At 55.0% G+C, this 26,611-nt stretch carries 35 protein-coding genes; 19 read left to right on the top strand and 16 right to left on the bottom strand.

Features of this window, described 5'->3' with window-relative positions; all coding sequences use genetic code 11:
- Positions 1-68 precede the first annotated feature (68 nt).
- From polA to K3729_15385, 3 genes are all read right to left on the bottom strand, one after another.
- Positions 69-2,879 (bottom strand): DNA polymerase I, encoded by a 2,811-nt coding sequence (gene polA / locus K3729_15375; protein ID UWQ98783.1) that lies wholly within the window; start codon positions 2,877-2,879, stop codon positions 69-71.
- Between the two features lie 70 nt (positions 2,880-2,949).
- A complete protein-coding gene (locus K3729_15380) occupies positions 2,950-3,609 on the bottom strand; it encodes a DUF2459 domain-containing protein (protein ID UWQ98784.1) in 660 nt (219 codons plus the stop codon).
- Positions 3,606-3,788, bottom strand: coding sequence for a zinc-finger domain-containing protein (locus tag K3729_15385; GenBank protein ID UWQ98785.1), 183 nt, complete (start codon positions 3,786-3,788; stop codon positions 3,606-3,608). Before K3729_15385 ends, K3729_15380 begins: the two co-directional genes overlap by 4 nt.
- A 104-nt stretch (positions 3,789-3,892) precedes the next feature.
- On the opposite strand from K3729_15385, the gene K3729_15390 reads away from it, so the two are divergent.
- Positions 3,893-4,822 carry an ABC transporter ATP-binding protein gene (locus K3729_15390; protein UWQ98786.1) on the top strand — a complete coding sequence of 310 codons (930 nt, stop codon included), beginning with the start codon at positions 3,893-3,895 and terminating at the stop codon, positions 4,820-4,822.
- A 99-nt stretch (positions 4,823-4,921) separates the two neighbouring features.
- On the opposite strand, the gene K3729_15395 is transcribed toward K3729_15390, so the two are convergent.
- Both K3729_15395 and K3729_15400 read right to left on the bottom strand, forming a co-directional pair.
- Positions 4,922-5,284 (bottom strand): HIT domain-containing protein, encoded by a 363-nt coding sequence (locus K3729_15395; protein UWQ98787.1) that lies wholly within the window; start codon positions 5,282-5,284, stop codon positions 4,922-4,924.
- A gap of 9 nt (positions 5,285-5,293) precedes the next feature.
- Complete coding sequence (locus K3729_15400; GenBank protein ID UWQ98788.1) at positions 5,294-6,871, bottom strand: beta-1,6-N-acetylglucosaminyltransferase; 1,578 nt, start codon at positions 6,869-6,871, stop codon at positions 5,294-5,296.
- A gap of 153 nt (positions 6,872-7,024) precedes the next feature.
- Between K3729_15400 and K3729_15405 the strand changes: the two genes are divergently transcribed.
- Entirely contained in the window at positions 7,025-7,843 is an 819-nt protein-coding gene (locus tag K3729_15405) for a sulfotransferase family protein (protein UWQ98789.1), read from the top strand.
- Between the two features lie 158 nt (positions 7,844-8,001).
- Positions 8,002-8,712 carry a hypothetical protein gene (locus K3729_15410; GenBank protein ID UWQ98790.1) on the top strand — a complete coding sequence of 237 codons (711 nt, stop codon included), beginning with the start codon at positions 8,002-8,004 and terminating at the stop codon, positions 8,710-8,712.
- On the opposite strand, the gene K3729_15415 is transcribed toward K3729_15410, so the two are convergent.
- Both K3729_15415 and nth read right to left on the bottom strand, forming a co-directional pair.
- On the bottom strand, positions 8,684-9,673 hold the full coding sequence (locus tag K3729_15415) for an adenosine kinase (protein ID UWQ98791.1): 990 nt from the start codon (positions 9,671-9,673) through the stop codon (positions 8,684-8,686). The two genes, K3729_15410 and K3729_15415, sit on opposite strands and share 29 nt — an antisense overlap.
- Entirely contained in the window at positions 9,670-10,314 is a 645-nt protein-coding gene (gene nth, locus K3729_15420; protein ID UWQ98792.1) for an endonuclease III, read from the bottom strand. The genes K3729_15415 and nth overlap by 4 nt, the downstream gene beginning before the upstream one ends.
- Positions 10,315-10,393: 79 nt before the next feature.
- Between nth and K3729_15425 the strand changes: the two genes are divergently transcribed.
- The 3 genes from K3729_15425 (at position 10,394) to K3729_15435 (ending at position 12,877) form a co-directional block, all read left to right on the top strand.
- Positions 10,394-11,236 (top strand): bifunctional helix-turn-helix domain-containing protein/methylated-DNA--[protein]-cysteine S-methyltransferase, encoded by an 843-nt coding sequence (locus K3729_15425; protein UWR01086.1) that lies wholly within the window; start codon positions 10,394-10,396, stop codon positions 11,234-11,236.
- A 111-nt stretch (positions 11,237-11,347) separates the two neighbouring features.
- Positions 11,348-12,001 carry an OmpA family protein gene (locus K3729_15430; protein UWQ98793.1) on the top strand — a complete coding sequence of 218 codons (654 nt, stop codon included), beginning with the start codon at positions 11,348-11,350 and terminating at the stop codon, positions 11,999-12,001.
- A 108-nt stretch (positions 12,002-12,109) separates the two neighbouring features.
- Positions 12,110-12,877, top strand: a complete 768-nt coding sequence (locus K3729_15435; protein UWQ98794.1) for an FCD domain-containing protein — start codon at positions 12,110-12,112, stop codon at positions 12,875-12,877.
- Positions 12,878-12,956: 79 nt separating this feature from the next.
- Here K3729_15435 and K3729_15440 read toward each other — a convergent pair whose 3' ends face one another.
- The 6 genes from K3729_15440 to K3729_15465 form a co-directional block, all read right to left on the bottom strand.
- Positions 12,957-13,334 carry a hypothetical protein gene (locus tag K3729_15440; protein UWQ98795.1) on the bottom strand — a complete coding sequence of 126 codons (378 nt, stop codon included), beginning with the start codon at positions 13,332-13,334 and terminating at the stop codon, positions 12,957-12,959.
- Between the two features lie 155 nt (positions 13,335-13,489).
- Complete coding sequence (locus tag K3729_15445; GenBank protein ID UWQ98796.1) at positions 13,490-14,047, bottom strand: F0F1 ATP synthase subunit B; 558 nt, start codon at positions 14,045-14,047, stop codon at positions 13,490-13,492.
- 3 nt (positions 14,048-14,050) lie between these two features.
- Positions 14,051-14,599, bottom strand: coding sequence for a F0F1 ATP synthase subunit B' (locus K3729_15450; GenBank protein ID UWQ98797.1), 549 nt, complete (start codon positions 14,597-14,599; stop codon positions 14,051-14,053).
- 79 nt (positions 14,600-14,678) lie between these two features.
- Positions 14,679-14,903, bottom strand: a complete 225-nt coding sequence (locus tag K3729_15455; GenBank protein ID UWQ98798.1) for a F0F1 ATP synthase subunit C — start codon at positions 14,901-14,903, stop codon at positions 14,679-14,681.
- Between the two features lie 64 nt (positions 14,904-14,967).
- Positions 14,968-15,729, bottom strand: coding sequence for a F0F1 ATP synthase subunit A (locus K3729_15460; GenBank protein UWR01087.1), 762 nt, complete (start codon positions 15,727-15,729; stop codon positions 14,968-14,970).
- The gene (locus K3729_15465) at positions 15,710-16,048 is read right to left on the bottom strand and encodes an AtpZ/AtpI family protein (protein ID UWQ98799.1); all 339 of its coding nucleotides are present in this window, start codon (positions 16,046-16,048) and stop codon (positions 15,710-15,712) included. The genes K3729_15460 and K3729_15465 overlap by 20 nt, the downstream gene beginning before the upstream one ends.
- A 217-nt stretch (positions 16,049-16,265) precedes the next feature.
- Here K3729_15465 and K3729_15470 point away from each other — a divergent pair, with 217 nt between their 5' ends.
- Positions 16,266-16,592, top strand: a complete 327-nt coding sequence (locus tag K3729_15470; GenBank protein ID UWQ98800.1) for a metalloregulator ArsR/SmtB family transcription factor — start codon at positions 16,266-16,268, stop codon at positions 16,590-16,592.
- Between the two features lie 6 nt (positions 16,593-16,598).
- Here the strand turns inward: K3729_15470 and K3729_15475 are convergent, their stop codons facing one another.
- Together K3729_15475 and K3729_15480 are read right to left on the bottom strand one after the other, a co-directional pair.
- On the bottom strand, positions 16,599-17,444 hold the full coding sequence (locus K3729_15475; protein ID UWR01088.1) for a DMT family transporter: 846 nt from the start codon (positions 17,442-17,444) through the stop codon (positions 16,599-16,601).
- Between the two features lie 35 nt (positions 17,445-17,479).
- Positions 17,480-18,361 (bottom strand): LysR family transcriptional regulator, encoded by an 882-nt coding sequence (locus K3729_15480; protein ID UWQ98801.1) that lies wholly within the window; start codon positions 18,359-18,361, stop codon positions 17,480-17,482.
- Positions 18,362-18,646: 285 nt separating this feature from the next.
- On the opposite strand from K3729_15480, the gene ffh reads away from it, so the two are divergent.
- From ffh to trmD, 7 genes are all read left to right on the top strand, one after another.
- Positions 18,647-20,155, top strand: coding sequence for a signal recognition particle protein (ffh, locus tag K3729_15485; GenBank protein ID UWQ98802.1), 1,509 nt, complete (start codon positions 18,647-18,649; stop codon positions 20,153-20,155).
- Between the two features lie 3 nt (positions 20,156-20,158).
- Positions 20,159-20,683: a GNAT family N-acetyltransferase gene (locus tag K3729_15490; protein ID UWQ98803.1), complete on the top strand. Its 525-nt coding sequence runs from the start codon at positions 20,159-20,161 to the stop codon at positions 20,681-20,683.
- Positions 20,684-20,756: 73 nt separating this feature from the next.
- Positions 20,757-21,053, top strand: coding sequence for a chorismate mutase (locus K3729_15495; protein ID UWQ98804.1), 297 nt, complete (start codon positions 20,757-20,759; stop codon positions 21,051-21,053).
- Between the two features lie 26 nt (positions 21,054-21,079).
- Positions 21,080-21,469 carry a 30S ribosomal protein S16 gene (gene rpsP, locus K3729_15500; protein UWQ98805.1) on the top strand — a complete coding sequence of 130 codons (390 nt, stop codon included), beginning with the start codon at positions 21,080-21,082 and terminating at the stop codon, positions 21,467-21,469.
- A gap of 95 nt (positions 21,470-21,564) precedes the next feature.
- Positions 21,565-22,083: a ribosome maturation factor RimM gene (rimM, locus tag K3729_15505; protein UWQ98806.1), complete on the top strand. Its 519-nt coding sequence runs from the start codon at positions 21,565-21,567 to the stop codon at positions 22,081-22,083.
- A gap of 151 nt (positions 22,084-22,234) precedes the next feature.
- Positions 22,235-23,047, top strand: coding sequence for a hypothetical protein (locus K3729_15510; protein ID UWQ98807.1), 813 nt, complete (start codon positions 22,235-22,237; stop codon positions 23,045-23,047).
- Positions 23,048-23,080: 33 nt separating this feature from the next.
- Positions 23,081-23,926, top strand: coding sequence for a tRNA (guanosine(37)-N1)-methyltransferase TrmD (trmD, locus tag K3729_15515; protein ID UWQ98808.1), 846 nt, complete (start codon positions 23,081-23,083; stop codon positions 23,924-23,926).
- Here trmD and K3729_15520 read toward each other — a convergent pair.
- Positions 23,923-24,312, bottom strand: a complete 390-nt coding sequence (locus K3729_15520) for a carboxymuconolactone decarboxylase family protein (protein UWQ98809.1) — start codon at positions 24,310-24,312, stop codon at positions 23,923-23,925. The two genes, trmD and K3729_15520, sit on opposite strands and share 4 nt — an antisense overlap.
- A gap of 153 nt (positions 24,313-24,465) precedes the next feature.
- On the opposite strand from K3729_15520, the gene K3729_15525 reads away from it, so the two are divergent.
- The 5 genes from K3729_15525 to K3729_15545 all read left to right on the top strand — a co-directional run bounded on the left by K3729_15525 (position 24,466) and on the right by K3729_15545 (position 26,594).
- On the top strand, positions 24,466-24,738 hold the full coding sequence (locus tag K3729_15525; protein ID UWQ98810.1) for a hypothetical protein: 273 nt from the start codon (positions 24,466-24,468) through the stop codon (positions 24,736-24,738).
- Between the two features lie 298 nt (positions 24,739-25,036).
- Positions 25,037-25,411 carry a 50S ribosomal protein L19 gene (gene rplS, locus K3729_15530; GenBank protein ID UWQ98811.1) on the top strand — a complete coding sequence of 125 codons (375 nt, stop codon included), beginning with the start codon at positions 25,037-25,039 and terminating at the stop codon, positions 25,409-25,411.
- Between the two features lie 11 nt (positions 25,412-25,422).
- Positions 25,423-25,644 carry a 50S ribosomal protein L31 gene (gene rpmE / locus K3729_15535; protein UWQ98812.1) on the top strand — a complete coding sequence of 74 codons (222 nt, stop codon included), beginning with the start codon at positions 25,423-25,425 and terminating at the stop codon, positions 25,642-25,644.
- 138 nt (positions 25,645-25,782) lie between these two features.
- Positions 25,783-26,280 (top strand): ATP-binding protein, encoded by a 498-nt coding sequence (locus tag K3729_15540; protein ID UWQ98813.1) that lies wholly within the window; start codon positions 25,783-25,785, stop codon positions 26,278-26,280.
- Complete coding sequence (locus K3729_15545) at positions 26,280-26,594, top strand: DUF1992 domain-containing protein (GenBank protein UWQ98814.1); 315 nt, start codon at positions 26,280-26,282, stop codon at positions 26,592-26,594. Before K3729_15540 ends, K3729_15545 begins: the two co-directional genes overlap by 1 nt.
- Positions 26,595-26,611 lie beyond the last annotated feature (17 nt).

Raw genomic sequence — 26,611 nt, forward strand, 5'->3', positions numbered from 1 at the left:
CCACTGGAGGGGGCCAGCCCCCTCCAGACCTCCCCCGAGATATTTATGACCAAAAGAAGGGCGAAGACCTAGTGCGCCTCGGCCCAGTTCGCACCTTTGCCAGCGTCCACGGCGAGTTTCACATCAAGCTTGACCGCAGGGTCGCTTGCGTTTTCCATCACATCGCGGGCCACACCGATCAGGTCATCAGCGGCGTTTTCATCGACCTCAAAGATCAATTCATCGTGGACCTGCAACAGCATTTTCGCGGGCATGTCCTTGATCGCTTCGGGCATGCGCACCATCGCACGGCGGATCACATCAGCCGCTGTCCCTTGGATCGGTGCGTTGATCGCGCCCCGTTTGGCAAAGCCCGCGCCCGGACCTTTTGCGTTGATTTCCGGTGTATGGATTTTTCGGCCAAACAAGGTTTGCACGTATTGATGATCTTTCGCGAATTGGACGGTTTCGTCCATGTAAGCCCGGATGCCCGGGAACCGTTCGAAGTAGCGGTCGATGAACCCCTGCGCTTCGCCGCGCGGGATACGCAGGTTACGCGCAAGCCCGAAACCTGAAATCCCGTAGATCACACCAAAGTTGATCGCTTTCGCCTGACGCCGGATGTCCGGTGTCATCTCATCCATCGGCACGTCGAACATTTCGGACGCTGTCATCGCGTGGATGTCTTGCCCGTCTTTGAACGCTTGTTTCAACGCATCGATGCCCGCGATATGCGCCAAGATGCGCAGTTCGATCTGGGAATAATCGAGCGCCACCAGTACCTTGCCTTCATCCGCGACGAAAGCCTCGCGAATCCTCCGCCCTTCTTCAGACCGGATAGGAATGTTCTGAAGGTTCGGATCAGTGGACGCCAGACGACCCGTATTTGCACCGGCGATAGAGTAGGACGTATGAACCCGGCCCGTGTCCGCATTGATATGATCCTGCAACGCGTCGGTGTAAGTCGATTTCAGTTTCGACAGCTGACGCCAATCCAAAATCAGGCGCGGCACATCATGCTCGGTCGCAAGGTCTTCGAGCACTTCCACACCCGTTGAATAAGCCCCCGTCTTGCCTTTCTTGGGCGCTTTGCCCCCAGGCATTTCCAACTTCAGCTCGTCAAACAGGACTTCGCCCAATTGTTTCGGCGAGCCGACATTGAAACTGCGACCAGCCTTTTCTTGGATTTCGTCCTCAAGCCCAGCCATCTTCTGCGCGAAGCCATTGGACATCCGACTAAGCGTATCTTGATCCACCTTCACACCATGCCGTTCCATCTGCGCGAGCACAGGAACCAGTGGACGCTCCAACGTCTCGTACACCGTCGTCACACCAACCGTATGCAGTTTCGGCTTGAACATCTGCCACAGGCGGAGCGTCACATCCGCGTCTTCAGCTGCATAAGGCACCGCATCGGCGACAGGCACGCGGTCAAAGGTGATCGCGGATTTTCCGCTACCAAGCAAAGGCTTAATCGGGATGGGCGTGTGCCCAAGGTATTTCTCTGACAGCAAATCCATGCCGTGATTATGCATCCCGCCATGCATCGCGTAGGACATCAGCATCGTGTCGTCGATGGGGGCAACCATGATCCCGAGGTTCGCGAAAATCTTGCTGTCGTATTTCATGTTCTGACCGATTTTCACAATCGACGGGTCGGTCAACATTGGCGTCAAAGCCTTTAGGCATTCCTCGAACCCAATTTGCCCTTCGGCGAGGTCATCGTTGCCGAACAAATCGTCGGCTTGGCCGCCCTTATGTGTCAACGGAATGTAACACGCCTGCCCTGCTTCGACGCACAGCGATATGCCTACCAACTGCGCGCGCATTTCGTTCAGAGACGTGGTTTCTGTATCAATTGCCACATAGCCGCGCGCGTAGATGCGGTCGATCCAGACCTGCAACGCGGCCAGATCGGACACACATTCGTATTTGGTCGCATCAAACGGCACGGCTTCGGGGGCTGCGGCCTCGACTGGTGCTGCGTCAGCGACGACGGGCGCTTCGACGCCCATTTTGTCAGCGATCCGTTTCAGAACGGTCCGGAATTCCATTTCCTGAAGGAACCCCATTAGCGTATCCGCATCTGGGTCCTTGATCTCGAGCGAATCCAGATCAAACGGCAGGTCCATTTCGCAGTCCAGTTGGACAAGCCGTTTTGACAGTTCGATCTGCGCCCGATGATCAATCAACGTCTGGCGGCGTTTGGGTTGTTTGATTTCCTCGGCACGGTCGAGCAGGCTTTCCAGATCGCCATATTCGTTGATTAGCAAGGCGGCGGTCTTAATCCCAATCCCCGGCGCCCCCGGCACGTTATCGACGCTATCGCCAGCAAGTGCTTGCACATCAACCACTCGGTTCGGACCAACACCAAATTTCTCGTGCACGCCTTCATCGTCGATACGCTTATTCTTCATCGGGTCGAGCATTTCAACGCCGCCACCAACAAGCTGCATCAGGTCCTTATCAGAAGACACAATCGTCACACGGCCCCCCGCATCACGCGCCTGATGTGACAGGGTCGCGATGATATCGTCAGCCTCGAACCCTTCGATTTCTTCGCAGGCAATGTTGAACGCACGCGTCGCGTCGCGTGTGAGCGGCATCTGCGGGCGCAAATCTTCGGGCATCGCATCGCGGTTCGCTTTGTACTGGTCGTACATCTCGTTCCGGAACGTATGGCTACCTTTATCGAAGATCACAGCAACATGGGTCGCGGCATCGGGGCCTGAATTGCCTTCGATATACCGCTGCAGCATGTTCACAAAGCCGGATACCGCCCCAATCGGCAACCCGTCCGATTTGCGCGTCAGCGGCGGCAGCGCGTGATAGGCGCGGAAGATGAACGCCGATCCGTCAATCAGATGCAAATGACAGCCTTTGCCGAACTGCTGGCTCATGTGAAATCTCCCGATGTGCTTTGGATCGGTTTTGCCATGTTACGGGCCGATGGGCCAGCGCGTTTGCGGCTTAACCGAACCACCAACGTGACAGAGTCACAGCGTAAGGTGTTGGGGTCCAGATTCCCATCTTAACGCCCGCACCGCGCAAAACCTGTCCAATCCAGACATTGCAGGTCCGCAGGATCGAGAAATGCCCCTGTGCTTCTAGAAATACGTCCGTCGCCGTGAAACCGTCAGTCCCGATAGGGATAGGCCCGCCCAGATCATCGTGGTTCAAGTCTTGCAAAATCTGGCCACGCAATAGCGCCATTTGTTCATGGCTCAACGAAATGGTGGGCCCCAGCCCTGACAAATCGCCATAAGCGGCATCAAATCGCATCACTGCACTGTCACCAGTCACGGCCTGAAGCACCGGTCCAATCGCCAAATCCTGATAGGTCCCCGTCGCCGTGTAAAACGCGCGACTTCCCCACCCGACAACGATCCAGTCAGCACCCTCCACAGGCACGCCAAAGTCAGTCAGGAAACCAAATGCCTGACGCGTGTCTGGATCAGCGGGAATCAACAGATCGTAATGGATCGGGCCAGCGGCCAGCACGACAGATGTCTGCGCACCTTGCGCGACCTTGGCCGTAGGTCCGGGCACCAACGCCCCAACAACGGCGGCAAACAGATACAGCCCGATCGCAGTCAACAGCCCAGCAAAAAGCCGGGCTAACCGCTTCACTTTACAGTATCTTTGAAATCTTCGTGGATGATTTTCGCATCGCAATACCCGCATTCGACAAAGCCGGTATCATGCGGAATGGACAACCACACACGTGGGTGACCCAACGCGCCATCGCCACCATCACATGACACGCGCCATTCAGATACAATACGGGTCTCGGGGGCGGGTGTGGTCATGTCAAAGGCCTGCTTGATTGCTGGTGGGTTGCGACTATCTGATCGTCTTGATAGCCCAGCACTACGCCTATGGCCAGAGCCCACAAACACATTGGAAGACGGACATGACCCAGAACGCCATCGAAATTGCAGGGCTGACGAAAACCTACGCCGCGACGGGCAAAACCGAAGCCAAAGACGCGCTCAAAGGCATTGATCTGAACATTCCACGCGGGTCGGTTTTCGGGCTGCTGGGCCCGAACGGTGCAGGCAAATCGACCCTGATCAATATTCTTGCGGGACTGGTGACCAAAACCACCGGAACCGTGAAAATCTGGGGCTTTGACCAAGACACGAACCCGCGCCAGTCCCGTGCATCTATCGGGATCATGCCGCAGGAACCGCATCTTGATGCATTCTTCACGCCGCGCGGGTCACTTGATGTGCAAGCGGGTCTTTACGGGGTGCCCAAATCGAAACGCAAAACCGATGAAATCCTTGATTTCATTGGCTTGACGGACAAAGCAGACGCCTATGCGCGGTCCCTGTCTGGCGGAATGCGGCGCAGGCTGTTGATGGGAAAAGCCCTCGTGCATACCCCCCATATTCTTGTGCTGGATGAACCAACCGCGGGCGTCGATATTGAACTACGCAACATGCTTTGGGCCAACGTGCGCAAGCTGAACGAACAAGGCACGACGATCATTCTGACCACGCATTATCTCGAAGAAGCGCAGGAAATGTGTGATGAAATCGCGATTATTAATCACGGCGACATGATTGTGCGGGACACAACAGAAAACCTGCTCGGACGGCTTGATAGCAAAACGCTCGTCGTGCGCCCTGCAACCGACGCGTCCCTACCTGCCTTACCGGACACAATCACCGGGCAAACGCGGCCAGACGGGACGTTGGCGTTCAGCTACCACACGGCAAAGACCAGCGCCGACCAAATTCTCGACATTCTGCGCACCGCAGGTATCCAGATCGCCGATATCAGCACAGAACAATCCGACCTCGAAGACGTGTTCCTTGCGCTGACATCAAGCCGCTAGGCTCCGTTGTCAGGTCCAGAAGCAGCCTATCACCGCGCACAAACGCAAAAGTGACACGTCACCGTGCCCCCTGCTGAAATCAGAAATGTGCGGAAGCACTCATTTTGGCAACATCCGCCCCAAGGGCTTGCCGCCGATGATGTGCATATGGAAATGCGGCACCTCTTGCACGCCGTCATCACGCGAATTCGCAATCGCACGGAAACCGGCATCGACACCGGTGATTTGGCAAACTTCGGACACGGCAGCCATGAACCCGACCTGTTCTTCCACAGACGCATCGCGGGCAAAATGATCAAGGCTCATATACGGCCCTTTAGGGATCACGAGCACATGCACAGGCGCCTGCGGATATAGATCGTTGAACGCCAGCGCATGATCGTTCTCATAGACGGTGTTGTTCGGGATTTCGCCACGCAAAATCTTCGCAAAGATGTTCTGGTCGTCATAGTTAAAGTCCATCGGACACCTCTAATCTACAAATAAGTAAGGGGTTTCAGCCAAGGCCCGCGCCGTTTCGGCATCCACATTCAAGAACCGCGAAAGCACGTCGGTCTGTTTTGCAAGATCAGCCGTTTCGCGCAAGCGGTCGAAATGCGCAAAGTCTGCATCGCGCAGCCTTTCGCTTTCGAAATTCACATCGTTGCGGATCGTGGGGATCAGACGGGCAATCGTATCGGCAGGGCTATGTTCTGTCGCCAATCGCACCCGTTTGGCGTGGCCTTCCAGATAGGCATCGCTAAATTCGCAGTTGATCTCTAGCAGGCGCACCTTGGCTTTATCGCTGACGAAATCCTCGATCAGGTCAAAGTTTCCAGGATCAAGACAGATGACCATCCGGTTCTTCCCGTGATGATCAAACAACATCCGGATCAAGGCACGCCTGTGACGCGCCCGTTTTTCGACCGAATTCTCCAGCCCGCCTAGATCAGGCATGTCGCTGCCATCTTCGTTGAACAGAAACTCCATCGCAGGAATCTCGGTCTTTTCCTTGATCGCAGCCACCAAGCGTTTGGCGACATGCCACTTTTTACAAGCGATGATCATCAACTCATGATCACGCCCCAGCGTCGCCTCGCGTTCCCAGAACCGCATACCAAAACGACGCCCAACGCGGCCACGCCCCGTTAGAAATCCGTAAAGGTTGCGCCCTTCGTCAGAGATATCGAAATCCGTTCGGCCCGACACGAACAATTCGCCTAACCGTTCTTTCAGTTCATAGGCCTCTGGGCTGATCTTACGCGCGAAAAGCGCGTCCTGCCCCAACAAAAGATCGTAATGGTCGTTATAAAACGTCACCGGCATCCCGTAATCGGTAAACATCAAGAACGTCAGTGTGCGCGACTTGATCTGCGTCCCGGGCACCAGATGACGCACAAGCGTCTGGAAAAACGTCTCGTCCGGAATCCAAGTCGTCTTGAAAAACCGCATCACATCGCGCCGTTTGGCCACAAAATCGAGCAACGCTTCGATTGTCCGCCTACGCAGACACCACCACTGGCTGCCGATCATCATCTGAATATCCGCAGGGACATCGCGGGTGATGTTAAAACGGCGTTGCAGATTAAAGCTGGTATAGAACAGCCATTTCTGGGTCCGTTCGTTGAACCAATGGCGATAGATCAGGCGTTCTTCGCGGAAACCCGTCTTGATCCAGTCGCTTTCAAAGTAGTCAAAGCTTTCGACGTAATCGACATCGTCGTGATCCAGAAAATCGTGCAGATGGTCCGCCGATTTCACTGGCATGCAATCGCCCGAGACCATGTAAAAATGGGACGCATGCGGGAATGCATCAACGGCGGCTTCAACCGCGTTCAACGTCGCCTGCACCAGCGACCATTCACCCCAGCCACATTTGATGCGTTTTTTGGCAAAGGTCACCGACGGATTTGATGCAAATGCGTCCCGCATCTTGTCATATGCGGCCTGTGGAGCACGCGCATCAAAGTGGATGGCAAGGCAATCACCCGCCGCAGTCAACTGCGTCGCTTGCCGAATTATGGCATCCGGGTCTTTGTGACATAACAATATGAACGCAATTTTTGCCATTTGGTGATCTTATATCGCCACAGTAAAGTGTTTGTTGCCAAGACATACATGCAATGGACATTGAAATTACAGACCTTCTTTGCTTTTTAGCATGCACAGATTAAGCAGTTGACGAAGTCGCGGCATTTTCGCCGCATTGTGGAGTGATACTTTATGGGATTTCCTGGCGTCTGGATGACCGAAAGCGAAAGCGTTGTGTATCGGGTTGTGCCCAAATGCGCCTGTTCGACTATTGGCCAGATCATGTATTACTCCGACCAAGGCAAATTCTTTGACGGCGATATCCATGATGCCAAAGACGGCATGCACAAATGGGCGCTAGATCACAGCCATCAGCCGATTACCGACAACGTGCAAGCGCACAAAAGCTACGCCTTCACGTGCGTGCGCAATCCTTACACCCGCATCCTGTCGTCCTTCTTTGATAAAATCTGCGGTATCCAGCGGAACGGTAAATACTACCGTGGCAACCTTGTCCCCCTTCTGGTGCAGAAATACGGGATCGAAGTCGGCAGCCCCGACGATGGTTTCCAGTTCGACCAAATCCAGTCGTTCCGCCGTTTTCTTTTGTTTGCGCGCGACACCATCCGTTGGCGTCGCCCGATGGAACCTGACATTCACTGGTCGGCAATGTCCGGTCACGTGTCTACCTTCATCGTGAATGGCGGCCGCTACGACAAAATCATCTGGACCGAAAAGTTCAACGACGGCATGCAAGAAGTCCTGGATCACATCGACACCCCGACCCCTGTCGACATCAACGCGATCCCGCGCTTCAACGAAAGCGAAGGACACGGACCGAAACGCGCGCATCCCGTCGAAGATTACTTCGACGACCTCTCGATGCATTTGGTCTATGAAATCTACAAAAAAGACTTCGAACTCTTCAAATACGATTTCCACGATCCGTCCAACAAAATGCCGATCGGCGAAATCGACCTGCACGAAGTACACGCCAAACTCGGCGATTAAGCCCCGCGACGCTCCGTCTATACACACCGGCTGAATTTCGCACGACGTCCGCGCTTCTTTGACGTTCTCTATATCCCCGCCGGAGGCTCCTATGCCTTCCGCGCGCGCTGGACTGTGTGTTCACGTGGCCTAAGTTGGCAAAGACAAAGGGGTAATTCATGAACACAGTTCTTATTCTCGGCAGCGGGCCAAACGTTGTGAAAGCCCGCGACTGGCCCAAGCAGCATTTCGACCTGATCCTTACGATCAATAATGCATGGGCGGTCCGGCCCGATTGGGATCTACTGATCCATCCCGACGATTTTCCGCCCGAACGACGCCCAGTGGACATGCATGACGGCCAGCGCATCGTGACCTCCACCGATTACGTTCCGGTCCAAAACACCTTTGGTGGTTTTGTCTATGCAGGTGGGACGATGGCGTTTACCGCGGCCTATTGGGCACTCGGGGCCCTGAAGCCGTCTGTCATCACAATGATGGGCTGCGACATGACGTATGATGCGACCAAAACGCATTTCTACGGAACCGGTACTGCCGATCCTTTGCGTGCCGACATCAGCCTCCGCAGTCTCGAAGCGAAATCGGCCCGCCTACAGGTCCTCGCCGCGCAATCGGGCTGCGCGATGGTGAACCTGTCATCTGATCCTAGCCGTCTGACGTTTCCACGTACGACCCCTGAATTAGCCGCCGCAAGCCTGCCGGTGCCACACAGTCCAACAGCCGCAGCGGCGGCCCTCGCAGAGGAAGACCGCCTTGGCTATGTCGTGCCATCCGGCAAGTATTGGAAAGAAGAAAGCCGCTTTGATACCGCAGCCATCGACGCACTTGATCAGATGTGGCTCAAAGCAGCCCGGCTTGTTTCAGCATAGCACCGATGTTCGCTTTCGGGCGTGGCCCCACGTGACCAATCACTTCGCTTGCTGCGAGAACGCCCATCGCGCCACAGATATCCAACGGACGTCCTGACGCCAAACCAAACAGGAAACCAGCAGCGAATTGATCGCCCGCGCCCGTCGCATCAACCGGCGTGACGGGGGTGACGGGAATCTCGAAACACTTAGCACCTTCGCGCACGACAACCGGATCACCGGACCGCGTACAGACAACGATGTCACACACGGCGGCCGCTTGATCGAGCGCGGCATCAAGGTCTTCAGTCTCATAAAGCGTCAGCCATTCCGCGTCGTTCCCAATCGCAAAATCCATGCTTTCAGTGATCAGACGTTTAAAGTCTTCGCGATGACGATCCGCGCAAAATGGATCAGACAAGGTAATACCGGTACGCCCGCCCGCAGCTTTCATCTGTGCTGCCGCTTCGGCGAAAGCTGTTTTACCTTCGTCTTTGTCGAACAGGTATCCCTCAAGGAAAAGGATTTTACCGCCGTCGAACACAGCTGCATCCACGTCTGCGCTACCGATATCTGCGCCCGCGCCCAGATAGGTATTCATCGACCGTTCCCCATCCGGAGAGACAAAAATCATCGACCGCGACGTTGGTGCATCTGCACCCGCGACCGGATCGTTCGGAAACGCCGTACCTGCATCAGCCATACCTTTGGCATAGAACTGGCCAAGCGCGTCGTCTTTCACTTTACCGATAAATGCGGTCGACAGGCCCAACGCCCCGATTCCCGCAATCGTGTTCGCGACCGACCCGCCCGGCGTTTGCGTGCGTTCTGACATCGCGGCATACAGCACCTCTGCACGATCCTTTTCGATCAGCTGCATAATGCCTTTCTCGATGCCCATGTGATCCAGAAAGGTATCCTCAGCCGGAGCAATGACGTCAACAATCGCATTGCCAATCCCGATCACATCGTAAGAACTCATAGGTTTTTATCCTCAAACATACATAGATCGCGGATCAGACATGCCGCGCATTTTGGTTTTCTCGCGACGCATGTATAGCGCCCGTGCAAAATTAGCCAGTGGTGCGCATGCAGTTGGAAATCGGCCGGAATATGGTCCTCGATTGCACGCTCAACGGCATCCACATCTTTGCCCGGCGCGATGCCAGATCGGTTGCCGACGCGGAAAATATGGGTATCCACTGCCTGTGCAGGTTGTCCCCACCACATGTTAAGAACGACGTTGGCCGTCTTGCGCCCCACACCGGGCAGCGATTGCAACGCAGCACGCGAATTTGGCACCTCTCCGTCGAATTCATCCACCAACATCTGGCTCATCTTGATGACGTTCTTGGCCTTGTTCCGGTAAAGCCCAATCGTCTTGATATGTTCTGTGACGCCTTCTAGCCCGAGATCGAGCATCTTTTGTGGCGTATCCGCGATCGCGAACAGTTTGCGCGTCGCTTTATTCACGCCAGCATCGGTCGCTTGGGCCGACAATGCGACGGCAACGACAAGCGTATACACATTCACATGTTCCAGCTCGCCTTTCGGTTCAGCCTCTGCGTCGTGAAAACGCGTGAAAATCTCGCGGATGGTTTTGTAATCAAGTTGCTTTGCCATGCAATCCGTATGCCGCCCCGCCGCACAAACCGCAACAATCGGGTCGCATTGGGGCGGTGAAAACCGCTACGGTCCGCACATGACACAGAACTCTTATCATTACGGCGTCATGGCCCGCGCAATCGACGTGATTGATACGGCTGATGCGCCGCTTTCATTAGACGCGCTCGCGGGCCAAATGGACATGTCGCCTGCGCATTTCCAACGCCTGTTTTCGCAATGGGTCGGCGTGTCGCCCAAACGTTACCAGCAATATCTCGCGCTCGGCCACGCAAAAACACTTCTGCGGGAACGTTTCACAACCTTGGCCACCGCTGACGCTGTCGGCCTGTCCGGCTCTGGCCGTCTGCACGATATGTTCCTGACATGGGAAGCCATGAGCCCCGGCGATTTCGCCAAAGGCGGCGCAGGTCTGACAATCTATTCAGGATGGTTCGACAGCCCCTTTGGCCCCACCTTGGTCATGGGTACGGACAAAGGCATCTGTGGCGCGGCCTTCGCCGAAACCATGGGCGATGCGGCAGCCGTGCAAGACTTGCAGTCGCGCTGGCCCAACGCCACCTTCATCGAAAATCCGGCACATCTGACCCCATGGGTGCACACCGCCTTCGCGCTAAGCGATCACGCCACACCGCTCCACCTAATCGGGGCACCGTTCCAAATCAAAGTCTGGGAAGCACTCCTGCAAGTTCCCACCGGCACAGTCACCACCTATTCCGAAATCGCGACGGCCATCGGATCACCAAAGGCCGTGCGCGCCGTAGGTACGGCCGTGGGGCGCAATCCGGTATCTTGGTTGATTCCGTGCCATCGCGCTTTGCGGAAATCAGGTGAACTGGGCGGCTACCACTGGGGCTTAAACCGTAAACGTGCGATGTTGGCATGGGAAACCGCCCGACACGATGCTGCAACAGCGCCTTAGAAAACAGGCGGACATCCGCTATCATACGCTTCGTTATTGGATAACGCGCTGGGTTCCGGCATAGATTGTGCAGCAATAGCACTGCGGTGCGCTTTTAACTGGACTGAACACATGACCTTTACAAAACTCCCAATGATTTTCGCGGCCACTTCCCTGATCGCTGTCACAGCATGTTCCGGCACAGGCGGGCCAAACGACAACATCCAAACCCGTAACGGTGCAGCGATCGGCGCGATCGGTGGTGCAATCTTGGGTGCGGCCACAGCTGACAGCCGCAGCGAACGCGGCCAGCGCGCTGTTGTTGGTGCGTTGCTCGGCGGCACGGCAGGCGGCGGTATCGGTTCTGTTCTGGACCGTCAGGAAGAAGAACTGCGCCAATCGCTCGGCAACAACGTGGGTATCGTGAACAACGGCAACAACCTGACCGTGACCCTGCCGAACAACATCCTGTTCGCAACAGACAGCGCGTCAGTATCCGGCACAGCGCAAAATGATTTGTTCGCAGTGGCGCGGTCCTTGAACAACAACCCGTCTTCCACAATCAACGTAATCGGTCACACCGACAACGTCGGCGACGCGTCCTACAACTTTGATCTGTCCCAGCGTCGCGCACAGGCGGTGTCATCGGTCCTGATCAACGCGGGCGTTTCCCCAACACGGCTGCGGTCCGTAGGGCGCGGTGAGGATGCACCAGTTGCATCAAACCTGAATGCCAACGGTCGCGCGCAGAACCGCCGCGTTGAAATCGTGATCACACCAAACTAAGCACATCTGCTAACCATCGCAGAATAAGGGCCATCCAGACGGGTGGCCCTTTTTTGTTTGTGATCATACTCCGCTGGTCATATAATTTGACCAATATCGGGGGACATAATGCCGTTTGAACCTATTCAGCAGGAAAAACTATCCAAGGGCGTCGTGCGCCAAGTCGAAGGTCTGATCCTGCGCGGTATCTTACGCCCCGGCGAACGATTGCCGTCAGAGCGTGAATTATCCGAACGCATGAACGTGTCCCGGCCATCCTTGCGCGAAGCCTTTGCAGAACTGCAGGAACAAGGGCTGCTGGTGTCCAAAGCGGGCGCAGGGGTCTTTGTCGCCGACGTGCTCGGGTCCGCCTTTGCCCCTGCCCTTGTGACCCTGTTTGCGACACATGATGAGGCGGTGTTCGACTACATCAGCTTCCGGCGCGATATGGAAGGGCTTGCCGCCGAACGCGCCGCCCATCTTGGGTCCGACACCGATCTGGCCGTAATCGACAGTATCTTCAAAAAGATGGAAGTGGCGCACCAAAAACGGAACCCATCCGATGAAGCGCAGCTGGACGCTGATTTCCACCTCGCGATCATCGAGGCGAGCCATAACATCGTCATGCTCCACATGATGCGGTCGATGTATGAATTGCTACGCGAAGGCGTGTTCTACAACCGCTCCGTGATGTTCAAACAGCGCATGACACGCGATCACTTACTGGGACAACATCGGGCGATTAACGTGGCCCTACAAGCGCGGGATCGGGACGGTGCAAGAGCAGCCGTGGCAGCACACCTCGATTACGTCGAAGGGGCGCTGAAGGACCAACAAAAGGCGGATCGAAACGAAGCGTTCGCGAAGAAACGATTTGAGCATGAGGCGGGGCGGTAGGGCAAAGGCTGCAATCGGGACGAAGCGAACGTTGTTAGTTGCGAACGGAACGGCTGCTTTCGATCGATCAGAGTGATATTCAACGGATCTCTAAAATTCGCCTAAGATCGTTCAGCATGAAATACGTTATTACCTTTGGAGCATCGCCGACAGGGTAGCTTTCCACGTAGTGACTACGCTTCCGTTTTATCGGCACAATCCCAATGAACCTTGCGTCAGCTTCATAGTGAAGGTGGAAGAACATATTGTGATCGTCGTAAGGGCATAGATGGAGGATATTGCCACCCAGATTGATTCCAAAACCTGGCGGACAATTTGTATTGGGATCATCTTCGCTATTCTTAGAACGCTCTGCCCGCCAATCCACACTGTCGAACGCAACCAACATTTCTGCTCTCGACATGTTCCCCAGTTCTTTAGACGAAAAATCATGCATTTGAAGCCAAGCAGTTGCCATTTCTCTGTTCCTACAATGGATATAGCCGACATTGGCTGTATCACAGCATTCTTGCAATATGGGCTCAATGCGGACATCCCTGACCTCTATAAACCCAACAAAAAACCCGACCGCTCTTCAGCAATCGGGTTTTTCAAATTCAACTAAATCGCAGCTTAGTGCAGTTTCGCACCGACCTGGGCAATTGCGTCGTCGATCAAGGCTGCTGTGCTTTTCGCATCAGCTTGCTTTGCGATGATGTCTTGCGCAGCACCAACGGCAACTGTCACAGCTTGGTTGCGGATGTCTTTCACAGCCGCAGCTTGCGCCGCTTCGATTTGCTCTTCGGCGCTTGCCAGACGACGGGCAACGGATGCCACGATGTCGTCTTTCGCAGTTGCCGCAGCTTTCGCAGCTTCGTCCTTTGCAGATGCGACGATACGGTCGGCCTGCTCTTGGACTTCTTTCTGCTTACGCTCGTAGGATGCCAACAACGCCTTAGCTTCGTCGCGCAATGCGCGGGCTTCGTCCAGTTCAGACTTGATGCCAGTCGCACGGGCGTCCAGCATTTCGCCGACTTTGCCTGGAACCTTGAAGTAAACCAAGATGCCAACAAACACGAGGAACGCGATCAGAACAACAAAGTCTGTGTTCTTCAGCGATACAAACGGGCCGCTCGCAGCAAATGCAGGGGACGCCATCACAGCCAAAAGAGCAGTCATAAGTAGTTTCATAGCTTACCCTTTCATCCGTGCAGTGACCGCAGCAGTGACGGTTTTGGCATCAGCCTTACCACCCAGTGCAGCAACGATTTCGCCAGCTGTATCTTTGGCAACCGCAGTGACGCTTTTGACAGCACCAGCGCGAATTTCCGCAATCGCAGCTTCGCTTTCAGCAGTCTTGGCTGAAATCTGCGTATCGGCTTTTGCCAATTCCGCGTCCAGTTCAGACTGAATTTCTGCCTTCGCTTCGGCTACAATCTTTGCAGCTTCAGAACGGGCGTCTGCCAGCGCTTGGTTATATGCAGCTTCGGCCTCTTGGGCTTTCAGCTTCAATTCTTCAGCGGCAGCAATGTCATTCGTAATTGTACCTGACCGCTCTGCGAGCACGGATGCGATCCGCGGCAATGCAATGCGTGACAGTACAAAGAAGATCACAACAAGTGTGACCAACAGCCAGAAAATCTGGTTCGGGATCCAATCAGCACAAAGCTGTGGCATCCCAATGGCGCTGCCCGACGGGCCAACACATGCGCCAACTGCGTGTTCAACTGTTTCTGTTGCCATTTTGGCCCCCGAAGTCCTGTTAAGTTACCGGCTGGCGCGACGTATCACGCCAGCCAGCCGTAAGGATAGATCGGTTGTCTTAGACAGCAAACATCAGCAGCAAGGACACGAGGAATGCAAAGATACCAAGTGCTTCTGCGAATGCGAGACCGATGAACAGTGTAGCAGTCTGCGATGCAGCTGCGGATGGGTTACGCAGTGCGCCTGCGAGGTAGTTGCCAGCAACGTTACCAACACCGATAGCGGCAGCGCCGGAACCGATTGCAGCCAGGCCAGCGCCGATGTGTGCGAGTTCGCCTTCCATGATATTTCTCCTTACGATGGAATTTTGAATTTGTGTCGTTAGTGGTCGGACAAGTGTGGTGGTCTTAGTGATGCGGGCTAAGCGCGTCTTTCAGATACACACAGGTCAGAATGGTGAATACGTAGGCTTGGATACCGGCCACGAGGACTTCCAGTCCGTAGATGGCGGCGATGCCTGCGATGGATACAGGGCTGATGATGCCGATAGCGGCAAAGCCTGCGAAAACTTTGATAACTGCGTGGCCAGCCATCACGTTACCCGCAAGACGGATAGAGTGGCTTACCGGACGCACGAAGTACGAGATAACTTCGATGATCGCGATGATCGGACGCAACACTGCTGGTGCGTCTTTCATCCAGAACATGCCCAAGAAGGATGCGCCGTTCAGAACAAAACCCAGTACAGTCACGGCGATAAAGACGCCGAAACCAAGGATCGCAGTCACAGCGATGTGGGATGTTGTAGAGAAGGACATCGGCAGCAGGGCCAAATAGTTTGCGAACAAGATGAACACAAACAATGTCATGATATATGGGAAGTACTTGATGCCATCTTTGCCGGTGACATCTTCAACCATTTTGTAGACGAAGGAATACATCAGCTCTGCAATCGACTGTACCCGTGTCGGGACAATCGCGCGGCCTTTGGACCCCATCACGAAAACCGCGATGATCGCGAGAACGGCGATGGCCATCCAAAGCGTTGCGTTTGTGATTGTGAACAGGCCTACTTCGCCGTCGCCAAACAGCGGCTTGACGATAAACTGATCGAGGGGGTGAAAGACAAGACCTTCTTCGGAATGTGCATCAGTCGCCACGTTGATCATCCTCTTCATTCGCAGCATTCAGCTGCTTGTTCTGCATCTCTTTGGCTGACCGCATCATGGTGTTCACACCTGCCGCGAAGCCCAAGAATATAAATATCACCAGAAAGATCGGGGTTGTCCCGAACAGGCTATCCAGCCCGTATCCGATGCCGAAACCGATCCCAAGACCGGCTACTAATTCGATCACCATCCGCCATGCCATCTGGGCTTGGGAATAATGTTCCTCTGAATGGTCCTTGATTTCTGGACCTGCTTTCAGCGCATCGATTTTGGCCTCTAGGGCTTTCAGTCGTTCCGCGTGATCAGGTTCATTGGACAAGGAATTGCCCCCTCAGATGTTGCGCATGGTTTAGGTGCAGGGCCAAACAGAGTCAACAGAATGTGACCGCCAATATAATCAAACAAAAACAACCTACTAGACAACACTCCGCATCAGTCGACACCACAAAACAGACTCAATTCAGGCCAATCAGACATTCAACCATTTGGTTGATCTTCTCTGGCACGCTCCGAATTATCAGGATAAGCCTATCAGCATGACACAGCCGCTCGACATTATCTTTGCAGCCCTCGCCGATCCGACGCGGCGTGCGATTCTGTCGATGTTGCTCGAAGATGATATGGCCGTGACCGACGTTGCAGAGCCGTTTGAGATGTCGCTCGCCGCAATTTCCAAACACTTGGGCGTGCTGACTGCAGCAGGTCTGATTAGCCAAGAAAAACGCGGTCGCGTGAAATGGTGCAAGCTGGAACCGGACAACCTGCGCGAAGCGTCCACATGGATGCAGGGCTTCGGGCAGATGGGCGGGCTTGATCTGGACGCGTTTGAGCGGTTCTTGGAAACCGAACTTCGCCCCGATTAGATCGCCCTATTCCCGCAACAACAACAGCAGCGCCACAATCGTCAGACCGATCCCTAAAAGAACCATCGCAGGTGGCAGCGGGTTGCCCAACGCCACATCCCAGACCATCACCCAACTTGGGGTCAGGTAGGTGTACGCCATAACCTTTGCGCTTGGCAGGCGGAGCGATGCGAATTGCAGCAACGTGAACGTCGTCGCAGATGCAAAGACTGAGACGTATAATATAGTCACCCAAACCAAGGGCCGCAGATCCGCCCAGTCGGTCCTGATGATCTCTGGCAATCCAAGCACCGTCAGGATCAAAGCCCCCGCGACCAAGGTCCCAAAGGTGAATGAAAGCGCTGTTTCTCCGCGATTCAGCTTACGAACCAGCGGCGTGTAAGCCGCGTGCGACACACAGCCCCAGAAATAAATCATCTCGCCGCGACCAACATCAAAACCAAGGATTGCGGATACATCGGCCCGGAAAATCACCCAGATCGCACCTAATGCGCCGATCCCAAGCGCAAGCGCCATACGGGACGTCGTGACTTGACGCAACATGACGTAGCCAAAGATCGCGGACAGGATCGGGGTTAAGGTGAAGACCGCAGCGGCGCTGACCGACGGCGCCGTTTTCAGGCCCTCAAACATCAAGACAAAGTAGAAGGTAAAGACCACGGCAAGGATCAGGTATCGCCATGGCGCACGAAAGTCGCCGCTTTTGATAGCACCAGTGCCGAATGCAATGCCGCCAACGATACCGGCCGCTATCCAAAAGCGAACAGCGTTTAGCGCCATCGGCGAAATTTCATTGGCGACCAAAACACCTAGTGCAAACGATCCCGCGACCAGCACCGAAAACAGCAACATCGCAAGGTGACCGGCCAACGCCGGCCCGCTTAAAGCTAGAGGTCGCAATTTTTCATGTACCCTTTGACGAAGGACAAAAAGGTTTGGACCTTTGTCGTGCGGTGCAAATCAACGTGGGTAACCAGCCACATTTTGATGTTCCATTCCGGAATTGGCGGAATGACTGGAATCAATGCCGGGTATCGGCTGACCGCAGAGTTTACGACAAATCCGATGCCCGCCCCCGCAAGAATACTGTCTTGCAGCGCGCGTTCATCGGTTGCGCGGTAGACAAAGTTTTCCTTCGGTACAATTTCAGCGAGCCAACGGGCGAATGGCGCACGATGATCCACATTATCATACCCCACAAACCTGTGGTTATGGAAATCGTCGACCCCATCCGGCATCCCGAAACGCGCGATATACGCTTCAGACGCGACAAGCTGGACGGTCGTTTCCATCAGTGGCTGCACAACGTTGTCGGGTTGATCAGGCGCCATGGCACCTGCCCTGATCGCGACATGGGCTTCGCCATATTCGAGCCGGAACAAACGTTCACCAGTCAAAAAGCGGATACGGATATCAGGATGTTCCGTCTGAAATTGGGCAAGCATAGGCGCCAGCATTTGCGAAAAGCTAAGCAGTGACGTCACCACAAGTTCGCCACTGACGCTTTCCCCCAGCCCCTTGATCCGACTAACAAGTTGGGAAAACTGATCATCCGTCGCTTTGGCGACTTGCAACAAATCCGTGCCTGCCTCTGTCGGCGCATAGCCACGCGCGTGGCGCTGAAACAACTTCACACCCAGCCGTTGTTCCAAGGCGTCGATATGCCGGATCACGGTCGCATGATGCACACCCAAAACGTCTGCCGCACCGCTGACAGTACCGTTACGGGCTACTTGATACGCAGTCCTGATTTCGTCCCAATTGTCCATGATACGACCTGTGCAAATACAAACAGTTCTGGCTATTATTGGCGCTTTACGTTCACATGCGCAAGAGACAGCCAATGGCCGATCAGCAGTTTCACGCCATGACTTGACTCAGACGCCTCTGCCGTCTAATTCGCGACCCAACTCCGGAAGCAACAGACTTCCGGTCCCTTTTGTAAAAGGGATCGCCCCCCACCAGCGTGTTACGCCCGTGGGGGCGCTACTGCATTCAGCGTCTCGTTCCTATATGGAAAGGTGACGCAACCAACGACGAAAGGCTTAGTGCCGATGTTTGAGAACCTATCAGAACGCCTTGGCGGCGTCTTCGACAAGCTCACCAAACAAGGGGCTTTGTCCGAAGACGACGTGAAAACAGCGCTGCGCGAAGTCCGCGTGGCCCTACTTGAGGCCGACGTTTCCCTGCCCGTCGCCCGTGATTTCGTCAAAGCGGTCGAAGCAAAAGCAACCGGTCAAGCCGTCACCAAATCCATCACGCCCGGCCAGCAAGTCGTCAAGATCGTCCATGACGAACTTGAACATGTGTTGACCGGCGACAGTGATCCGGGTGCGCTGAAAATCGACAACCCGCCTGCCCCGATCTTGATGGTTGGTCTGCAAGGGTCCGGTAAAACCACAACCACTGCGAAGCTGGCGAAGCGTTTGAAAGAACGCGAAGGCAAGCGCGTGTTGATGGCGTCGCTTGATACGAACCGCCCCGCGGCGATGGAACAGCTGGCAATCTTGGGCAACCAGATCGGTGTGGACACACTGCCAATCGTCAAAGGCGAAGATCCGGTTGCGATTGCGAAACGCGCGAAAACCCAAGCGTCCCTTGGTGGCTACGACGTCTATATGCTTGATACCGCTGGTCGTTTGCACATCGACGAAGAACTGATCGCGCAGGCCGCTGCCGTCCGTGACGTCGCCCAGCCGCGCGAAACCCTGCTCGTGGTTGATGGCCTGACGGGTCAAGACGCGGTCAACGTGGCCCAAGAATTCGACGACAAAATCGGCGTCAGCGGCGTTGTCCTGACACGGATGGACGGCGACGGACGCGGTGGTGCAGCACTTTCGATGCGTGCGATCACTGGTAAGCCGATCCGCTTCGTGGGTCTTGGTGAAAAGCTCGACGCGATTGAAACGTTTGAACCAAACCGTGTCGCTGGCCGCATTCTAGGCATGGGCGACATCGTCGCCCTTGTTGAAAAAGCCCAAGAAACCATCGAGGCCGAACAAGCTGAACGCATGATGAAGCGCTTCCAAAAAGGCGCGTTCAACATGAACGACCTGAAGATGCAGCTCGAACAGATGATGAAGATGGGCGGCATGGAAGGCATGATGGGGATGATGCCCGGCATGGGCAAAATGAAATCACAGATGGATAAGGCGGGCATGGATGACAGCATCCTGAAACGCCAAATCGCCCTGATCAATTCCATGACGAAGAAAGAACGCGCAAACCCTGCGTTGCTTGCCGCTTCTCGCAAGAAACGGATCGCTAAGGGTGCGGGTCTTGAAGTGTCCGAGCTCAACAAACTCATCAAGCAGCATCGTCAGATGGCTGATATGATGAAGAAAATGGGCAAGATGGGTAAAGGCGGCATGCTGAAACAAGCCATGAAAGGCATGTTCGGCAAAGGCGGCGGAATGCCGGGCGGTATGCCCGACATGAACGATCCTGCTGCAATGGAAGCGGCGGCGAAAGCCCTGCAAGGCCAGATGCCAAAAGGCATGCCTGGTCTTGGCGGCGGCATGGGCCTCCCCCCCGGTTTGTCTGGCTTCGGGAAAAAGAAATAAGCCATGAGCAATATGACCTTGCAAACAGAACGGCTGATCCTACGCCGCCCCGAACCGGGCGACTATGGTGCGTTTCGTGCGTTCATGACGTCTGATCGGTCCAAAGGTCTTGATGGCCCGAAAAGCATCGGTGACACGTGGCGTGCATTCGCCGCCGAGCTGGGACATTGGGAAATCTTTGGGTACGGCATGTGGGCCGTGACAATCCGTGGCGACAACGACGCCGTCGCCCTTGTCGGCCCTTGGACACCCGAAGACTGGCCTGAAACCGAAATCGGCTGGATCGTACTGGACCCTGCTGTCGAAGGTACCGGCGTCGCATACGAAGCGGCCAAAGCGGCCATCACGCATGCCTTTGACGCGCTGAACTGGCGCACAGCGGTCTCCTATATCGCCCCTGAAAATGTCCGCTCTATCGCCTTGGCGCAAAAGCTTGGTGCGACGCTCGATATTTCAGCCAAGACGCCTGCGTCCTATGGCGATTGCATCGTTTACCGTCACCCCGATCCCGAGGGGGCGCATCGATGACATATCCGACATCGCAGTGCACGGGTTGTGCACGCATTGTGCACGCAAGTCACATGTTACTTTTGGGGGCCGCATGACCGATACGACAACCAAAGCCGCCGACATCCTCAAGGGCCACCGCGAGAGCATCGACCGCCTCGACGCGATCCTCGTCTACACGCTTGGCGAACGCTTTAAACACACGCAGGCCGTAGGCGTTCTCAAAGCAGAACACGCCCTGCCCCCGTCCGATCCAGACCGCGAACAAAAACAGATCGCGCGGCTTACCGACCTTGCAGACCGGGCCGATCTCGACCCGGAATTCGCCAAGAAATTCCTGAATTTCATTATTCAGGAAGTCATCCAACACCACAAACAACACCAATCCTAATAGACTGAAATTAAAGGACTAACACCATGGCTATGAAAATTCGTCTCGCCCGCGGCGGTTCCAAAAAGCGCCCTCACTATTCTATCGTTGCAGCGGACAGCCGCATGCCACGCGACGGTCGTTTCATCGAAAAACTCGGCACATATAACCCAATGCTGCCAAAAGACTCCGAAGAGCGCGTGAAAATGAACATGGAGCGCGTGAAGTACTGGTTGGGTGAAGGCGCACAGGTCACAGACCGTGTATCCCGTATGCTGGAAGCTGCAGGCGAACTGCCGAAGAAAGACCGGTCTAACCCTAAAAAGGGTACACCAGGTAAAGCAGCACAAGCACGCGCAGAAGAAAAAGCGCAAAAAGCAGCAGACGCTGCTGAAGCCGCAGCTGCACCAGCTGAAGAAGCTGCAGCAGAAGAGTAAATCTCTGACGCTGGTCGGGCGGCGCATGTATTGCCGCCCGACCGCTCTTTTTCCAAAGATCGCGTTGCCGGTCTTTCGCAAAGGAGTTTGATCTGATGACCACAGACACACGTGTAATCGTAGGCTCGCTTGGTGGCTCCTTTGGCGTCAAAGGTGAAGTCCGGCTGAAATCTTTTTGCGCAGACCCAGCCGCCATCGCCGACTACACACCGCTTTATGCCGAAGACGGCCGTGCCTTTACGCAGGTGGTTCTGACGGGCCAACTGAAAAACGGATTTTCCGCTCAAGTCTCTGGTATCACGACAAAAGAAGAAGCAGACGCGCTGCGCAACACGCCGCTTTATGCGGAACGCGATGCAATGCCGCCAGTGGATGACGACGAATATTACTACGCAGACCTGATCGGCTTGACGGTGGTCGATACGGGCGGCGCGACGCTCGGCAAGGTCAAAAATGTGGTTGATCATGGCGCGGGCGATCTGCTGGAAATCACACCACCGACAACTCCCGAAACCGTATTTCTGCCCTTCACACAGGCCGCCGTGCCCACGGTCGACCTGAAATCAGGCAAAATCGTCGCGGATCCGCCAGCTGGTCTGTTCGCTGACGATTAGGCCGCCTTTCTTTTGGTCATAAATATCTCGGGGGTATGGGGGCTGGCCCCCATGTCGTGACGCAACAGGCAGCGCAAAACATCTGCAATGGCTTTACCCAGCCCCCTGATGACCGCCATACTTACGCCAAACCTCATGTCAGGCAAACCCGATGGCAGATCAGCAGCAAATCCTTCTTCACCCCGGTTTTCATCGCACTGGCACCAGTTCGATGCAGCATTTCCTGTGGCTTAATCGGGATGCGTTGGCTCCCTATCTGACAATCCGGCTCACGCGTCATTTCAAGTCTGTCGCGCGCCTGTGCACCCGATATGCCACCACACAAAACCCGCTCGATCTGACAGATATGATCAGCGAACTTGACGCGGGCTTCGCCGCCACCCCGGTTCCAACGGGCCGTAACCTATTGATCAGTAGCGAAATGTTCTGTGGTGAAATTCCCGGACATGGGACCGTTATGGATTACAGCGCAGCCCCCACATTAATCACTTATCTTGTCGGTTACCTCGAAGATCGTTTCCCTGAGGCAAAAATAACGGTCCTTTTGTCGACACGCGACGCGGAAGAATGGTTGTTCAGTGTTTATCGCCATGTCTTGCGCCGCAGTCGGCTAACCATGACGCGAGAAGAATTTGCGACCACCTTCCGTGACGCCGCTGATTTTGAAGCCGTCGCACAGGACATCGCAGAGGCAATCGCCCCACTCGACGTTCTATACCTGCCGCTGGATCACGCTTTACAGAACCCGCTGGGTCCAGGGGCTGCGCTTGTTGATCAAATGCCGCTGCCGGATACGGTACGCGATGCGTTGCTGCCAGTCGGTATTGGTGCCAAGGGCGCGGAACCGCATCTGTGGGGGCAGTTCTTGGCAATGAACCGCGCGGATTACCCAGACGATCAGGTCACGGCGCAAAAAGAACAAATGGCAGAGGCTGCAAAACTTGGCCATTGGCGGAAAGCCTAGCGTTCTGTCGCGCTTGCGCCTAAAAGCCCGCCCATGACAGATGCACCCAAACCGCCCGTCTCGAAATCTTTGGCTACGAAATCGCACGGCGGCAATCAGGCCCGTGCGATTGGGCGGAAATCCATTCGCCCAACGCTGAAGCCGCGCGAGTTGATGACCGACACGCCTGAATTGGCAGGTGCGTGGCGCGCGCAAATTCTGACGCTGTTTCCACAGGCTTTTCCGGGGGTACTCGGCGAAAGCCTGACGGGGCGTGCTTTGCAAGACGGAAAATGGCAGCTCGAAACTTACGATCTCCGCGAATACGGTATCGGCAAGCATCGGAACGTCGATGATACGCCCGCCGGTGGTGGCGCAGGTATGGTGTTACGTGCCGATGTGCTGGAGGCCGCGATTAACGATGCGCGTGCTTCTGCTAAGGGTGTGATGCCGTTGATTTACCTCAGCCCACGTGGCCGCCGTATGGATCAAGCGCTGATGCGCGAGTTGTCACAAGCCGACGGTGTCACCCTGCTGTGTGGCCGTTTTGAAGGTGTCGATGAACGGGTGCTTGAGCATTTTAATATCATTGAGGTCAGCCTTGGCGACTTTGTCATGACCGGCGGCGAATTGGCCGCGCAGGCCATGATCGACGCGACCGTGCGACTTTTGCCCGGTGTGTTGGGCAATATGGCCTCGACCGAAGAAGAAAGCCATTCGAACGGGCTACTGGAACATCCGCAATACACGAAGCCAGCGGAATGGCAGGGCCACACGATCCCTGATGTGCTGCTATCTGGCAATCACGCGAAAATCGCGGCATGGCGCAAAGCACAGTCGGAAAAGATCACACAGGACCGGCGTCCGGATCTTTGGGATGCGCATATAAAGAAGGGCTAAAGCAGCCCTTCCGCTTCTAGCACTTTGCGTGCAGCGCGGAAGCATTCTAGCCCCTGTGGTACGCCGCAATAGATTGCGATCACGTGTATGATGGCGCGAATTTCTTCTTTCGTCACACCGTTGTTGATCGCGCCGCGGCAGTGGAGTTCCCATTCCTGCATCTTTCCCAAAGCGCCGATCATCGACAGGTTCATCATTGAACGGGTCTTCGCATCAATGGCATCGTCGCCCCATCCAAAGCCCCAGCACCAAGCTGTCATCGCTTCTTGAAACGGCATGGTAAAATCATCAGCAGCCGCAAGGTTCTTTTCGACATAGGCGCCGCCTAGGGTCGCTTTGCGCTGCTCTAAGCCCTTCAAAAACAAGTCTTCATCAAACGTGCTCATGATCTGATCGCCCCTTCTTGCTAATCGGTTCCGCCATTGAACGATTGTTGCGACCTCATGGCAACAACATTGAGTGAACCCAGCGCAACGCGTTGAAAATTATCGATAAATGTGATATGTAAGGTTCATAAACCTCAAACTATAGGAATGCCCTTGAAGTTCATTGAAACGCGCACAAATTCTCCATCCGAATTCACCTTCGCCCTTTGGGCCGCGCGCCGACGATCTGGCATTTCATCCTTCTTATTTCACATTTTCGCCTGCTTCGCTTTGGCCGCTTCCACGTTCTTTTTCGGGAACAACGGAGGGCTCGTTTTCGTCGGCGGGGCGTGCATCACGTTAGGTGTGATCGGGTTGCTTGTGCGGCGGATGATCGGAGCCATGACAGAGCTGTTTCAGGTGGTCGCGTTGCGATTGAACCTTTGACTGGAATTTGTTGCTTTTGCAGGCCATTTGGCACGATCTTTTCTTGATCCCTTACCGCGTGACGCCTATACGACCCCATCACCGGGCGCCCTAGGCGATTCTGGTGTGTGGTTTATGGAACCATTCGGGTATTGAGCGTTACTGCGTTGTAACGGACCTCACCGGATAGGCCGGACGACCGACCAAGAATGACGACGTGATCTTTTGCGGGCGCAGTAGCGGACCCGATAACGACAAAAAGCTCTCGCGACTGACGAAAACGCAACCGGACAACCGGTGCCAATCATAGGAGCGTATCATGGACGTGATCGCACAAATCGAAGCGGAGCAAATCGCTGCGCTGGGGAAAGAAATCCCTGACTTTAAAGCGGGTGACACCATCCGCGTTGGTTACAAAGTGACCGAAGGGTCCCGTACCCGTGTTCAGAACTACGAAGGCGTTTGCATCGCCCGTAAGAACGGCAAAGGCATTGCCGGTTCGTTCACAGTTCGCAAGATTTCGTTTGGTGAAGGCGTGGAACGTGTGTTCCCACTGTTCTCAACAAACATCGACAGCATCACCGTTGTACGTCGTGGCCGCGTTCGTCGCGCCAAGCTGTACTATCTCCGCACACGTCGTGGTAAGTCCGCGCGTATCGCAGAAGTCACCAACTACAAAGCGCCAAAGGCGTAAGGGGTCCTGTCATGAAAAAAGATATCCATCCCGATTACCACTTCATCACTGTCAAAATGACAGATGGTACAGAAGTGCAGATGAAATCCACTTGGGGCAAAGAAGGCGACGTTATGGCGCTGGACGTTGACCCATCTGTGCACCCTGCATGGACTGGTGGCGGCACGCGTCTTATGGATGCCGGCGGTCGCGTTTCCAAGTTTAAGAACAAATACGCTGGTCTTGGCTTCTAAGAAGCGAACGATCATCGCGATTTTCGAAACGCCGTCCCTTTTGGGGCGGCGTTTTGCGTTTCGCTTTGATGTCGAACCATGGTCAGCGATTGATTCAGTTGTTAGAATTGGCAATGACGCAAGTAAGGCCACACAGATATGACATCGCACCGCCCTACCCTGCACCTCGTTTGTGGTAAGATCGCCGCCGGGAAATCGACGTTAACTGCGGCCTTGGCGGAAGCAGATCAAACGGTTCTTATGTCTGAAGATGTATGGCTGAAGACGTTATTTGCGGACGAAATGAATACACTCAAGGACTACGTTCGCTTTTCCGCACGGTTGCGTCAGGTTTTGCAGGACCATGTCATAAACATCCTGAATGCTGGAACCTCTGTGGTTCTCGACTTTCCGGCCAACACTGTCGAGACGCGTGTTTGGATGAAAGCAATCACACGAAATGCGAATGCGGATCACGTGCTGCATTGGCTAGATGTCCCTGACGCCGTGTGTATCGCGCGGATGCACGCCCGAAACGCCATAGGCAATCACCCGTTCTCGGTGACCGAAGCGCAATTTGCGCAGGTGACAGCGCATTTTGAGGCACCGCGCGAGGACGAAGGCTTCAACGTTCAAATTCATAGGGATCACAACTAATGGCACACCCGCTCGATTCCCTGATTGATCAAATCGTTCAGCAAGCCACACGCGACGGTAAGATGGATGATTTGCCCGGTGCAGGAAAACCGCTGCCGCACGTAGATAATCCGCAAGATGCTGTGCTTGCCCGCCTGATGAAGGAAGCGGATGCGACGGCGCCTGTCGTTGTACTGCGGCGACAAATTCTGGCCGCGCAGGACAAGCTTAAGACTGTAACGGATGAAGCCGAGAAACGGCAGCAGATGCTTTATATCTCGGAACTACAGACGAAACTCGCCCTCGAAATGGAAGCGTTCCGCAAATACGGGTGATGTCCCGCGTTTTCTAG

The organism is Rhodobacteraceae bacterium S2214, assembly GCA_025141675.1.
Taxonomy (GTDB): Bacteria; Pseudomonadota; Alphaproteobacteria; order Rhodobacterales; family Rhodobacteraceae; genus Yoonia.